Annotated in this window: 10 protein-coding genes; 1 reads left to right on the forward strand and 9 read right to left on the reverse strand. The window is 62.4% G+C overall.

The window, feature by feature from the left end; all coding sequences use genetic code 11:
- Window positions 1–2: 2 nt before the first annotated feature.
- From HBR93_RS19235 to eutH, 6 genes are all read right to left on the reverse strand, one after another.
- On the reverse strand, window positions 3–2,840 hold the full coding sequence (locus HBR93_RS19235; RefSeq protein ID WP_169960862.1) for a TonB-dependent receptor: 2,838 nt from the start codon (window positions 2,838–2,840) through the stop codon (window positions 3–5).
- A 97-nt stretch (window positions 2,841–2,937) separates the two neighbouring features.
- Window positions 2,938–3,903: a FecR domain-containing protein gene (locus tag HBR93_RS19240; RefSeq protein WP_169960863.1), complete on the reverse strand. Its 966-nt coding sequence runs from the start codon at window positions 3,901–3,903 to the stop codon at window positions 2,938–2,940.
- Window positions 3,900–4,406, reverse strand: a complete 507-nt coding sequence (locus HBR93_RS19245) for a sigma-70 family RNA polymerase sigma factor (RefSeq protein WP_057440019.1) — start codon at window positions 4,404–4,406, stop codon at window positions 3,900–3,902. The genes HBR93_RS19240 and HBR93_RS19245 overlap by 4 nt, the downstream gene beginning before the upstream one ends.
- Window positions 4,407–4,692: 286 nt before the next feature.
- Window positions 4,693–5,538 (reverse strand): DUF1989 domain-containing protein, encoded by an 846-nt coding sequence (locus HBR93_RS19250; protein ID WP_169960864.1) that lies wholly within the window; start codon window positions 5,536–5,538, stop codon window positions 4,693–4,695.
- Window positions 5,539–5,730: 192 nt separating this feature from the next.
- Window positions 5,731–6,087: a DUF1937 family protein gene (locus HBR93_RS19255; protein ID WP_115128094.1), complete on the reverse strand. Its 357-nt coding sequence runs from the start codon at window positions 6,085–6,087 to the stop codon at window positions 5,731–5,733.
- A 56-nt stretch (window positions 6,088–6,143) separates the two neighbouring features.
- Window positions 6,144–7,388: an ethanolamine utilization protein EutH gene (gene eutH / locus HBR93_RS19260; protein WP_057440016.1), complete on the reverse strand. Its 1,245-nt coding sequence runs from the start codon at window positions 7,386–7,388 to the stop codon at window positions 6,144–6,146.
- Window positions 7,389–7,774: 386 nt separating this feature from the next.
- On the opposite strand from eutH, the gene HBR93_RS19265 reads away from it, so the two are divergent.
- Window positions 7,775–8,554 carry a DeoR/GlpR family DNA-binding transcription regulator gene (locus HBR93_RS19265; RefSeq protein ID WP_057959577.1) on the forward strand — a complete coding sequence of 260 codons (780 nt, stop codon included), beginning with the start codon at window positions 7,775–7,777 and terminating at the stop codon, window positions 8,552–8,554.
- 4 nt (window positions 8,555–8,558) lie between these two features.
- On the opposite strand, the gene HBR93_RS19270 is transcribed toward HBR93_RS19265, so the two are convergent.
- The 3 genes from HBR93_RS19270 to HBR93_RS19280 are packed head-to-tail and all read right to left on the reverse strand — an operon-like array spanning window position 8,559 to window position 12,634.
- Entirely contained in the window at window positions 8,559–9,974 is a 1,416-nt protein-coding gene (locus HBR93_RS19270; RefSeq protein WP_057440014.1) for a glycerol kinase, read from the reverse strand.
- Between the two features lie 25 nt (window positions 9,975–9,999).
- The gene (locus HBR93_RS19275) at window positions 10,000–11,238 is read right to left on the reverse strand and encodes an NAD(P)/FAD-dependent oxidoreductase (protein WP_115128093.1); all 1,239 of its coding nucleotides are present in this window, start codon (window positions 11,236–11,238) and stop codon (window positions 10,000–10,002) included.
- Window positions 11,225–12,634, reverse strand: coding sequence for an NAD(P)/FAD-dependent oxidoreductase (locus tag HBR93_RS19280; RefSeq protein WP_115128092.1), 1,410 nt, complete (start codon window positions 12,632–12,634; stop codon window positions 11,225–11,227). Before HBR93_RS19280 ends, HBR93_RS19275 begins: the two co-directional genes overlap by 14 nt.
- Between the last annotated feature and the right edge of the window lie 567 nt (window positions 12,635–13,201).

Raw genomic sequence — 13,201 nt, forward strand, 5'->3', positions numbered from 1 at the left:
GATCAGAACTTGGTCACCACGCCCATGCGCAACGTGCGCCCCGGCGCCGGCATAAAGCTCTGGGCCAGCGGGTCCAGGTAGTAACGGTTCGTCAGGTTGTCCAGCGACACGTTGAACTGGGTGTGGTCTTGCCATTTGTAGTCGAGGAACAGGTCCACCAGCGCCACTTCGCGATAAACCAGCTGCGCCGTGGTGGCGCCGGTCTGCCAGGATTTGTCGGCGGTGACGGTCGGGCCCGAGGTGTAGGTCAGGCGCCCGCCCACGGTCAGGGTCTGGTCAAAGAAGCGCAGGCCCGAGGTCAGGTTACCGGCGACCCGTGGTGGGTTCTGGGTGTTGGTGTACGAGCCCATGAAGCTGCCCGCGGTGCAGTTGGGGGTGTCGTCAAGCTTCCGCCAACGGTTGGAACTGGCCCGCAGGCGCGCGGCGAAGGCCGAGTCACAGGTTTCGGTCTTCAGGTAGTAGGTCGAGGACAGGTCGGCAAAGACCCAGCCGGCATCGTATTTCGATTGCAGTTCCAGGCCGCTGGTCTTGAAGCTGTCGGTATTGCTGAAGTTCATCAGGCCCATCAGGCCAGGGCTTGGGTCGTAGTAGCGGGTCACGTAGTCCTTGATGGTGTTATTGAAGTACGCCAGCTTGATCGCCGCCGTGTCGTTGTCCGCCAGCAGGCCTTTTTGCAGGGTGCTCGCGCCGATTTCCCAGTTGCTCGAACGCTCCGGTTTCAGGCCCTTGCCAGGCATGGTCTGCAGGGTGCCCTGGCTGGTTTCGAACAACGAGGGCATGCGCAATCCCTGGGTGTACGAGGCATAGATGAAGGTATCCGGAGCGATCTCGTAGTTGATGCCGATGGCCGGCGAAAAGGCGCCCTTGCTGTCGCTCTGCTTGCCCGAATAGGTGTAGCCGGTGACCACTTCGCCCACCTGCGACGGATAGACGAGTGTGGCAACGCCCCCATAGTCGTTGTAGCGCGGGCCATCAAACGGGTTGTTGGTGTCGCTGAACACAATCCCGTTGTTCAGGCGCGGGTCGGTGGCGTCGGTGTATTGGCCGTTGGCGTCGGGGAACCACAGCATATTGCCGTAGCTGCCCGGCTTGATCACGTTCACGTAGCGCAACTCGCGCTCCTCGCGCTGGGCGGTCGCGTGCGGTATATGGTCCTTGGTGCGGTAGTAGGTATAGCGCCCGCCGCCCCACACCGTCAGCTCATCCACCGGTTTGTACTCCAGCTTGCCGTTGAGGCTGAATTCCTTGCGCGAACCGTCACGCAGGCTGCGGTTCGCGTTGATATCGTTCTGTGTGGTGACCACGCTCTTTTGCGGCTGCAGTTCCTCGAGCTGGAACGAGCCGCCCAGGTCCAGCTTGAAATCGCCATAGCGCGTATCAAAACGCGAGGTATTGGCCAGTTCACCGCCGATGCGTCGGTCATCCTGGCGCGTCCAGTTGCGGTCCGAACGATAGGCCTGGGATTTTGGTGCCAGCACCGAGGTCAACTGGCTGGTCTTGGCATCGGTCATCCACAGGCTGGTCGTCAGGTCCACCAGCATATTGCCCGTGGGCAGGTAGTGATAGCGGGCGGTGTAGGTGTCGATCTTGGTGCTGCCGCGCGGGTACTGGTAGATACCGCCGGTGCCGAAACGGAAGATGTCCGAGGGCATGATCTCGCCTATGCGCCCATCGTAACGGATGTAGCCGAAGTCGAAGGTGTGGTCATCGGCCGGGCGCAGGGTGGTCTTGAGCAGGATCGACTCGGTCTCTGCCGAGGAGTTGAGCACCTCTTCGCCGGCGTTGTAGGTAGTGGCCACCGTCATGTTTTCCTGGCCATAGCGGTCAAAGGTGCGGTAGCGGTCCTGGCCGTGCTTGCCGGAGAAGTAGTTGCCCTGGTTGCGATGGGCGTAGGCGGCCACCACATCAAACAGGTCATGGGTATAGGCAAACGCCGCGCTGCCCGATTCCGAGTCGGAACCGAACAGGCCGCCACGGTTCTGGTGCGGTTCGGAGTACAGGTCCTCGGTGGTCGAATGGCTGTTGCGCGAGGCCGGCTCGACGCCGTTGTTCCACAGATCGCCCTTCAAGCGCAGGCCCACGTTCTTGCCGTCGCGCAGGATGTCATCGACACCCAGGGTGCGGATTGCCACCGTGCCGCCGATGGCGCTGGAGGTCAGGCTGGGGCCTTTGTCGATGGACACGTCGCTGATCAGGTCGGGGTCGATGTAGCTGCGCTGTTGCGTGCCCGCATAGCCGCGATAGACATCCAGCGCCTGCTGCGAACCGTCGACCGTGACCGCGACCCGGCTTTGCCCCTGGATCCCGCGGATATTCACATCCAGGCCACCGCCATTACGGCTGTCACCCACCTGCACCCCCGGCTGGCCCTTGAGCAGGTCGCCGGCGGAGATCACGCCAAAGCGGCGCACTTCTTCGTTGGAGATATACACCAGCGAACGTGGCTCGGTGTACACCGCTTTTTTCTCAAGGTCATCGCCAGTGACTTTCTGCGACGGCAGCACCACGGCACTGGTCGCCGGATGCAGTTCAAAGCTGCCATCGGCCTGGCGCTGAAAACTCAAGCCCGTGCCCGCCAATAACTTTGCCAGGCCGGCTTCGGTGCTGAAATCGCCGTGCAGGCCGTTGCTGCGCTTGCCCGCCGTCAGCGTCGAACTGCCCGCCATGCTGATACCCGCCTGCACGCCGAAGCGCGAGAGTGCCTGGTCCAGCGGGCCGGCTTCGATGCTGTAGGGCTGGCGCTCGGCCTGGGCGAAAACCGCCGTGCTGTACAGCGGTTGCAGGCTGAGTAACAACAGACCCAATGTGCGGGTGCGCAAGACACTTGCGGGAGAAATCATGCAGGACTCCTAGAGGTGAAGGCCCACCTGTTTCGGTGGGTTATTCCTAGAGGCCAAGCGAGTCTGGAAAAACTACGGGGGGAACGTAAAAAAATATTCAGACCGGCACCACAGTCACCCAATAGCGGGTCCGCCGCTCGATACGCACGGGCAATGCATGGGCGACCAACGCCAACGCCGCATCGGTATCGTCCAACTGGAAGCTGCCGGTCACGCGCAACGCCGCTACCTGCTCGCTGCATCGCAAGACGCCCGGCCGGTAACGGGACAGTTCGGCCAGCAGCACATCCAGGCGCATACGCTCGGCGGGCAAAATCCCGCGCAGCCAGGCTTGGGCCAGAAACCCATCGGTTTGCCGTGGCGTGCCCACACCCTGGCGATCGACCTGGGTCTGCCAGCCTGCCGCCACTGATACCGGTGCCGGATGGCGCGGCGAACTCACCTCGACCAGCCCGCGCACTACGGTAATCCACGTGCCCTGCTGATCATGGCGCACCAGCAGATTGGCATCCTGACCACGCAGCAGCGCATCCGGTGTGAGCAGTTGCAGCGGGCGCGATTCAACCCGAGCATCCAGCGCCACTTCGCCCTCGATCAACTGCACGCGACGCAGCTGCGCGCTAAAGTCCAGGCTGACAGCGCTGGCAGTGTTCAACCACAGAGAGCTGCCATCGGCCAGGGTCCAGCGGCGGCGCTCGCCGGTGGCCGTGCGGTACGTGGCAAAGGCTGCGCGCACCAGGGTCGATTCCGCGCCCTGCCAGGACAAACCACCTAGCAGGCCCAGGCCCAACAAGCACTTGAGCACCTGCCGGCGCCGTGCCGGATCGGCCCCGGCCGCCTCCAATGCCCGCCGCGCGGTGACATCGGCCAACAGGTTGGCCCCGGGCTGGAGCATCAGCGGCAAACTGGCGACGCGTTGCCAGGCGTATTCGTGCTCGGCGTTTGCCTGGCGCCAATGCTGCAACGCCTGCTGCTCGGCCGGGCTCATCATTCCGGACTGCACGCGGACGATCCAGTCGATGGCCGTCTCGCGGACTTTCGGTGCAACCGGCTTGCCAGTCATTCAAAACGGCTCGCGTAGCACACGCTGAAAGCCTTGCCCATCGCCCGTTGCACCTGGGCCACGCTCAAGCTCAACTGCGCGGCGATCTGCGGGTACGTCAGGCCATCGAGCTGGGACAGGAAGAAGATCTTGCGCACCTGCATCGACAGGCCCACCAGCAGCGAGTCGAGCTGCAGCAGGGTTTCGATCATCAGGTAGCGGGTCTCGGGCGATGGCTCCTCACCTTCCGGGCGGGCGGCGAGTGCTTCCAGGTAAGCCCGCTCTATCGCCTGGCGGCGCCAGCGGTTGATCAGCAAGCCATTGGCAATCGCCGCCAGAAACGCCATGGGCTGTCGCAACTCCCGCACATCCTGCTGCGTGCGCAACACCCGGATAAACGTGTCGTGGGCCAAGTCTTCGGCATCGGCGCAGTGCCCCAGGCGCCGCTGCAACCAGCTGCGCAACCAGGGGTGATGACGGGTATAGAGTTGTTCGACGGGCGAGACGAGACTGTCGTCGTACATGTCAGGTCCAATGAGCAGCGAATGATAATACTTCTCATTTTAGTGCCCGAACCTGATGCTTGTACAGCCTCGACTGCTCCCATAGGGGATCTCTGCCTGGCACAGAACCTTACACACACCACACATCAACTGTGGGAGCTGGCTTGCCTGCGATGGCGGTGTGTCAGATACCAGAAGTAGCGCCTGAACCACCGCCATCGCGGGCAAGCCCGCTCCCACAGGGGGGGGGCGGCTGGGCACGCAATTTCCGCCACATAAAGCACTACCGCCGCCCTTCCCGGCTCCATTATTTTTCCCACGCTGCCTTGGGAATCAGCAAACCATGGTTGCCGTTGTACGCCGCGCGCGCAGGCGATTCCCAGCCGTGCAGCAGGGCCGCGTCGAGCCGATAGATCTCCACGCCCAGCGGGCGGCACACGGTCAGCGGATCCTGGGCATCCGGGCCCCACATCGGCAGCGACAGGTCGCCGCCCGGGCAAGTGGACAGTGCGCACAGCAAGTCGATCTCGGCAAAAAATTCCAGATAATCGCCCTGTTTGGCCGGGCATGCCTTCATGAAGTACATGTCGTCGTGGTTCAGGCCGGTGCACTGGAAGATGTTCAACACATCGTGCACATCGAACTCGGTCAGGCCGTGGGGCAAGATGGCGCGGGTCAGGTTGGAGTGGCAATGGTGGTGGAAGTCCTCGCCGGTGAGCATCTTGTTCACGTATGGGTCGCAGCGCGTGCCCAACAGGTCGTGCAGGCGCCCGCCGTGCTCGTCGATGCCGTAGCCGGCCAGGCTGTCATCGGTGAAGGTGACCATCGGCCGCAGGAACGGCAGGTTCGACCACAAGCGGTCATAGGTGCTGACGTGGGCGCCTTGCAACTGGCGGGTGCGGGCCGCCCACATGCGCTCGCGCGGATCATTGGCATTCCACACATTGAAGTCGCCAACCTGCGGGCCGACCGGGGTGGTCACGCGGAACACATGACCTGCCGGCACTTTCCAGGCGCGGCCGGTGCGGATCGGCACTTCAAACTGCTCGACCAGGGTGCGCTCGGCCTCGCGCACGCGATCATAAAATGCCTGGTCGACCTGCAAGGCAGCACCTTTGCTGACTTGGTAGGCGGCGGGATAGTCCTTGTACATGGGGGGTGCTCCGTTGCAGGGTTTTGCAAGACCATACAACGTGGCATGTGGCGTGCGCCATGCACACAACCCGAAGTGGGAGGGCTTTTGTGGGAGCGGGCTTGCCCGCGATGGCGGTGTGTCAGTCAAGTAGTTTTAACCTGACACACTGCTATCGCGGGCAAGCCCGCTCCCACAAGGGGATCTGCGTTGTTAGTTGAACTCGCCAGAAACCTGCGACCACAGGCTGACCTTCTGCCCGCGATTCTTGAAGAATTCAATCTCGCGCTTGATCCCCGAACTCAAGTCCCAGCCTGGCAGATCGAGGATGATCAATTCTTCCATCATGTCCATGAACAACGCATCCACCGGCGCCCACAGCTTGCCGATGGTTGCGCTGTCCTTGCCTTCGAACGCCAGGTTGATCGGGTGCGACATCGACACCTGACTGAACACCCCATGACCCGCCTCGATAATCGTGGCCGCCACCTTGTTGCACTGGATAAAGCGCTCGTGGGTGACGGACGCATCGGCATGGCTGTAGGGGCAGGCCAGAAAGATCTTTCTCATTGTTACCTCAGGGCAATGCAAGGGCTCGCACCCTTGCGATGGTTGAACAGTGGGCGTCAGACCGCCTGGGCAGCGGGCACACCGGGAGCATCGGCCTCTTCGCGCTCGCGTTCCTGCGCTTCATAACGCTGGGCGGCGGGCACCGAGATCTTGATCGCGATCGCCACGGCGAGCAGGCCGCCAAACAGCTTGGCGAGCAGGATCGGCATGATCAGCGTCGGCTGGAAGTTCGCGGTAAAGGCCAGGTGATCGCCAATGGTGGCCTGGGCACAGACACCCAGCGCCACACACAGGACCTTATCCCGGGCATTCATTTTCTTGAACAGGTGGTAAACCGCGATGATGTTGGCAAACACCATGACAAACGCCGCCGCACCATCGGCCGACAGCCCGATGTGCTTGCCCAGCACTTCCATGGGTTTCTTGCAGTAGCGGTTGAACAGGTAGCAGATCGGGAACGTACCGGCGAGCATGATGCCGATATAGCCAGCAATCTCGATGGCACGGAACAACTCCTTCTCGTCGGCGAACATCGGGTCAAAGCCCCACACACCGAAATTCTTCATGAAGAACCCGGTGAAGTGCTCAACGATGGCCAACGCCAGGACGATCTTGATAAAGGCGTCCATCAACTTACCGAACACCAGGAACCCGGCCACCATCCACGCCGCCCGGTAGCGCAGGCCGGCAGCCAGCAGGAAGCAGAACACAAACAATGGCGCGAGCAAGCGCACGCAGTCGACAAAACCCAGGCTCAGGTAATGCAACGCCGGCGACGTGGTGGACACAATGTCCCGCACCGGCAGGTTGAAGGCGGTGATCATCATCAGCGACGCAAGCACCGCGAACGGGATGCTGATCAAGCCCGCCATGGCCCCCAGCGCCAGGTACTTGTGGTCCTTGCGCTCGAGCATCATCAGGCCGACCGGGATCAGGTAGACAATAGTCGCGCCGGAGGTGTAGCCGACGATCATGGCGGTGATCCACATGTCGCGGTTCGCCGCCAGGGCATCGGCCAACTGGTAGCCGCCCATGTCCACGGCAATGATCGACAGCGCCGCAATCGACACGTCAGACCCCATCGCACCAAAGTACGGCCCCAGGGCGACCTCGATGAATTTGGACAAGTACGGGATCGCCACCATGATGCCCGCCTGCGCCAGGAACACCGGGCCGATGGAGTGGATGCCGTTGACAAACTCCTTGCCCAGGCCGCTGTCCGGCTTGATCACGGATGCAAACGCGCCAACCACCGCGCCGATCATGATCAGGTAAATAACGTAGTTGCCAAATTCCGCCATTGCTTTCGCTCCATCTGTACTGAATCAATTGTTTTTGTAGGAGTACGCCCCAGTTCGGTCGCTCCATTGGCCAAACGCGTTTACAGCTCCATTTGCGGTGTTTTCACACCCTATTACTAACCACTTCCCATGCCAATCGTGTGTTTTATGTGGTTTTGCGGGTTAAACACACTGGAATCGGTCAATTGTATTGCGTAATCTCTGGTCACACCTTTCAAGGCAGCGGACTTTACGGCCGTGAACGACAAACGCCAATACCACGTTCACCTCCCTGCCGCTGGCGCTCAAACGCCCCAGCGCTAGCGACTGCGGCATCATTTGAGTGCCTCGGTAACAGCGCCGCGCCCCTGTGGCGCATTCACGTAGCATCAAGAGGATGATTACCCATGCGCCCCAATGAAAGACGCCAACATATCCTTGAGTTACTACGCCAACGTGAACGCATTTCGGTCGACGAGTTGGCGCGCACCCTCGGCACTTCGCAAGAAACCATACGCCGCGACCTCACGGCCCTGGCCGAAGACGGCCAGGTCACCAAGTTCCATGGCGGTGCCTCGCTGCCCCCCAGCGGAGAGCACGAGAACGCCTTCCAGACCCGAATGAATGAGTTCTCCCACGAGAAACGTGCGGTGGCGCGCTTCGCCGCCGGGCTCTACGCGCCGGGCGACAGTCTACTGATTGATACTGGCACCACTACCCTGTTCTTCGCCCGTGAACTGGCGAAACTCAACCGCATCACAGTGATCACCAACTCCCTGTTGATCGCCGCCGCCATTGGCGCCAGCGGTAATCGCGTGTTCATGATCGGCGGCGAATACCGCCCCGAATCGGAACAGAATATCGGCGCCCTGGCCATGGAGCAGATCGCCCGTTTCAACGCCGAACATGCCGTGGTCACCATTGGCGCCCTGAACACCGACGGCGCCTTCGATTTCTCCATCGAAGAGGCGGAAATCACCCGCGCGATGATCGCCCGCACACGCTACCTCACGGTGATTGCCGACTCTTCGAAGATGGGCAAGCGTGCGCTGTTCCAGGTGTTCCCCCTGGAGCGCATCGACCGCCTGATCATCGACCGCGCGCCCCTGGGCGAACTGGCCAAGGCCCTGGCAGAGGCCCAGGTTGAAGTGCTGCAAGCCCCTGCCCTGACCCGCCCGGAGTGGTGACTGGTTAACGCCAGTCGCGGCACCGCGTCACCGCGTCACTGAACGTGGCACGCCACTGCTGGGCCTGGGCGGCACTGACTTTCGGGTGAAAGCTGGTGCTGGTATTGCGCGGCGGCTTGAGCGCCACGCCAAGCCCTTTGGCCGCCAGCGCGGCACAGCCGAACGCGGTCAACTCATCGAAACGCTGGGTGACGATGCAACGCTGCAAGGCATCGGCGAGGAACTGCGCAAAATACGGGCTGCGCGCCAGGCCGCCATCAATCGACAGGTGATCGGTGACGCTGAGAAACCCGTCCATGGCCGTGATCACTTCAACACTGCGCAACGCCACGCCCTCCAGCACCGCCTGGCACATATCCTGGCGTGTGGTGCTGCCGTTCATACCGACCCACAGGGCGGCCGCGCTGCGGTCCCAATGGGGGCAAGCCAGCCCGGACAGCGCCGGCACAAACGCCAGTTGGCGGCCAATGGCCGGAGGCTCGTCAAACGCCGCCAGCTCCGAAAAATCCGTGAACAAGCCGAGCCGCCCGGCCCACTCCACCGCCGCGCTGGCATCGTAGACACCACCGTCCATGGCATAGGTGGGCTTGCCGTCGATCTGCCAGGCAATGGTTGCCAGCAGGCCCTTTTCCGGCGCGCGGATGATCTGCTCGCCGGTCAAGGTCAGGGCAAACGCGCCGGTACCGTAGGTGATCTTGGCGTCGCCTTCATTGCGGCAACCATGGCCATAGAGCGAGGCCTGCTGGTCGACGATCGACGCGGTGACCGGGGTGGCGCCAATCTCGCCAAAGTGCCCGACGGTGTCGCGGATCTGCGGCAGGGTTTCCATCGGCACGCCAAACAGCTCGCAGAGCTGGCTGTCCCACTGCCCGGTCGCCAGGTTCATCAGCGAGGTGCGCGAAGCGGTGGTGACATCGGTGGCAAAGACCCCGGTCAGGCGGTCGAGAAAGTACGCATCGGTGGTGCCCAGGCGCAGCCGTCCGGCGCGCAATGCGCTCTGCGCAGCCGGCAGGTTGCGCACGATCCAGGCCAGCTTGCTCGCCGAGAAATACGGGTCGAGCGGCAAACCGGCGCGCTCCAGGGTCAGGGCCTCGCCACCGTCGCCGCGCAACTGGGCGATCTCGGCCGAGGTGCGATTGTCCTGCCAGACGATCACCGGGGATAACGGCTCGCCGGTCTGGGCATCCCACGCCAGGCAACTCTCGCCCTGGTTGGCAAGGCCGATGGCGTCCACCTGGCCGGTGGCCTCCAGGCAACGTTGCAGGTTATTGAGCAATTCCAGTGGATCATGCTCCACCCAACCAGGATGGGGATGGTGTTGCTGATGGCGCAACGAGAGCTGGATATCAGCAGACCCATTGTCACTCACCACCAGCACGCGGGTGCTGGTGGTACCTTGATCGAGCGCGGCAATGCGCATGTTAAAGACTCCTCGGCAGGTCTTGTTATGGGCCGACAAAGTCGACTTCGAGTTGCTGTACGCCCTGGGGCAGGTTCAGGCTGGCGATGGGTATCAAGATCCGCCGCTCGGGCTGCGAACTGTCGGTGCGCGACCAGATTTCCTTACCGTCGGCGCGAACCACCAGGCGCCCTTTCACCCCACGACGAACCCGCAGTTGCAGGTGCTGCAGCCCCGCCACGGCAGACGGGCTCAGGCGCTGCGGTACGCAGAGTTTCAAGTCGCCCCTGCAGGCAATTTCGATACTCGACGCAGCAGACGGTAATTGCCCCTGCAGGTCACGGGCAATCATCGTAGCGATCTTATGGCCTTCGCGAAACGACCAACCTGCCGTCTCGACGGGGCGCAGCAGATTGCCGGCGGCAAAGTACGCCGGGTCGGAACAGCGCCCGTACTGATCAATATGCGGGCCGCCGCTGTTGGGGTCCAGGCGCAACTCGCTCAAACGCACCAGGCTCGATTCAGGGGTGAACTGGCCGGTGAGCAGCACGCCGTCACAGTCAAACGTCTGGGTCTGCCCGTTGGCCAGGCGCACCGTCGCGCCCTCGACCCGCCCGGTGCCGTGGATTTGCAGGAGTTGCGCGCCAAAATGCATCGGCACCCCGCACAGCCGCGGGAACAGCGACAACGGCCAGCGCGCCGTGGCCCGTGGGTTGACCTCGATCATGGCCACCGGCTGGATCCCGGCACGCCGGCAACTCATGACTGCCGACAGGCTGACCAGCTCGGTACCGACGATCAATGGGCGTTCAAAGGGCTTGAGGTGCTCCAGGTACAGATAGGATTGGAACGCACCGGTATTGATCACCCCCAGCGGGCGGTCGCCACCCACCAGGCGCGCCGAGCGCGGCGTTTCCCGGGCCCCGGTGGCGATCAGCACCCGACGCGCCTGGATCACCTTGGCGCCCTGCGGGCTGACCACCTCCAGGCGTCCGCCCTGGCCCATCTGCGTCACCGAGTGCTTGACGCGGATATCCACGCCCGCCTTCACCGCCTGCGTGACATTTTTGCGCGCATACGCCGGCCCCGTGTAGACCCGGCCATATTCACGCAGACCAAAGGGTGGATGCCCGCAATGGCGCGGAATACCGCCGGCCTCGGGCTCACGCTCGAGCACCACCACCGTGCCCACGCCCAGCTTGCGCAGGGTGATCGCCGCCGACAGTCCCGACGGCCCGCCACCGATAATCGCGACATCAATGTTTTCGACTTCAATGGACTGCATGACAAACACCTGTTGCAAGGGGAATGGCCAGATGGCCAGCGCTCAGCTCGGCCACCCGCGCCCCACAATAAAAACCCTGGCAGCGCCCCATGCAGGCCCGCGTGCGCCGCTTCAACCCGCCCAGGTCACCGGGCGGCAGCGCGCTGGCCAAGGCATTCTGGATTTCCCGCAGGGTCACCATTTCACAGTGGCAGACGATTTCGCCGTAGCCCGGCCGGTGGTAGTCGCGTGGCAAATGTTCGGCGAGGTTAGGCAGCGTCGGCCATTGCAGGATGGACGCGGGGACTGGCGTGTGCTCGCGCTGATATAGGCTGAACACGTGCCGGGCGATGCCCAGCGCCGCCGTCAGGCCGGTGGAACGGATGCCGCCGACGCTGATCCAGTTCTTACCTTCGACCCGCTGCACCCGATACTCTTTCTTTTCCGTGGCCGGGCGCAACGCAGCATAGGTGGCAGTGACCGGCATGCCGTCGAGCGCGGGAATGCGCTCGACGGCAGCGTCCACCAGTTGGCGCAATACCTCGCTGTCGAGCCCTGCGTGCAGGCGGTCTTCCTGTTCTTCGGCGGTAGGCCCCACCAACAGGTTGCCGTAGACCGTGCGCGTCAGAACGATGCCCTTGGTGCGCTCATTGGGCACCGGCAGGATGATATTGCCCAGATAGCGCGCGGCCGCCTTGTCGAACACCACGAACTGGCCTTTGCGCGGGTGAATGGAAAAGCTCGATGCGCCCAGCAACTGTTGCTCCAGCACATCGCCGAACAACCCGGCGCAGTTGATGATCGTACGGCCGCGGATAAACCCGTTGGTGGTCTCCAGGGCCCAGAGATCGCCATCAAAATAGCCGCCGTTGACCTCGGTGTTGAGGCGCACCTGCGCGCCATGCATCATCGCCTGGAGCAGGTACCCCAAGGGCGCCGACCACGGGTCGATAAGGAATTCGCCAGGCACCTCGACCGCGCCCAGGGCATTGTGCGCCAGGTTCGGTTCCAGGCTGCGCAGCCGCTCGCGGCCGATCAGGCTGACATCGGCAATGCCATTGGCGTGTGCCTGCTCGACGATACCTTGCAGCTTGCCCAGGTCGTCCTCGTTCCAGGCCACCACCATCGCGCCGCTCTTGAGCAGCGGCAGCGACATCTGCTGGTGGATCTCCAGGTATTCCTGGTAGCCGTCCTTCATGCACTGCAGCTCCAGGCTGCCGGTGGGCGCGTCGAAGCCGGTGTGCAAGATCGCGCTATTGCCTTTGCTCGCCCCAGACAGGATATCCGGGCTCTTTTCCAGCAACAGCACCCGCGCCCCCTCCAGGGTAAAGCGCCGGACCATCGCGCATCCCACCACGCCACCGCCCACAACGATGACGTCGTAGATACCGCTCTGATTCGGGAAGGGTTTCGTCATGATCAAGCCTATGGGTGAAGTGAACGCATGGAATGCCTTGAAGGGGTGCAGGGCATATGCCACTGACCGAACCGGGGTTGGAATGACCGATTGGCCATGGCGTTTCTCGCAGTGCCCAAGGGCTCTACGCCAGAACAAGCAGTCACAGCCATGCCAGCGCCTAATGTTTATGGGGATCCGGGCTTTAAACACAACGTGGAAAAGGCTGACCGGATCGGTGCGCACAGAGCGGATTCTGTCAAAAAGACGTTACTGTGGATTCGGTCAATACGCGCAAAAGCGCTACCTAAATACACATAAACTTTAAGTATGGTTACCTTTCAACACCTACCAAGCATGACCCAGACCGCTTTCCCACGGCCATATCGCGCTCTACCAGCGCCGATCAGTCAATAAAACCAACAAAAAATGACTGATACCCAAAATTAACCACATGAAATCCGCGCATTAACGACGTGAAGCCATCATTCTTCGAGTCCTTCTATTAAAGACGTTGAAAGGGGCTGCGCTGAGACCAAGGTGCCCCTCGCCCGAGCAGATTCTGCAGGCGGCACAGGTGCTCAAAGC

It is taken from the genome of Pseudomonas sp. WS 5411 (assembly GCF_012985595.1).
Lineage (GTDB): Bacteria > Pseudomonadota > Gammaproteobacteria > Pseudomonadales > Pseudomonadaceae > Aquipseudomonas > Aquipseudomonas shahriarae.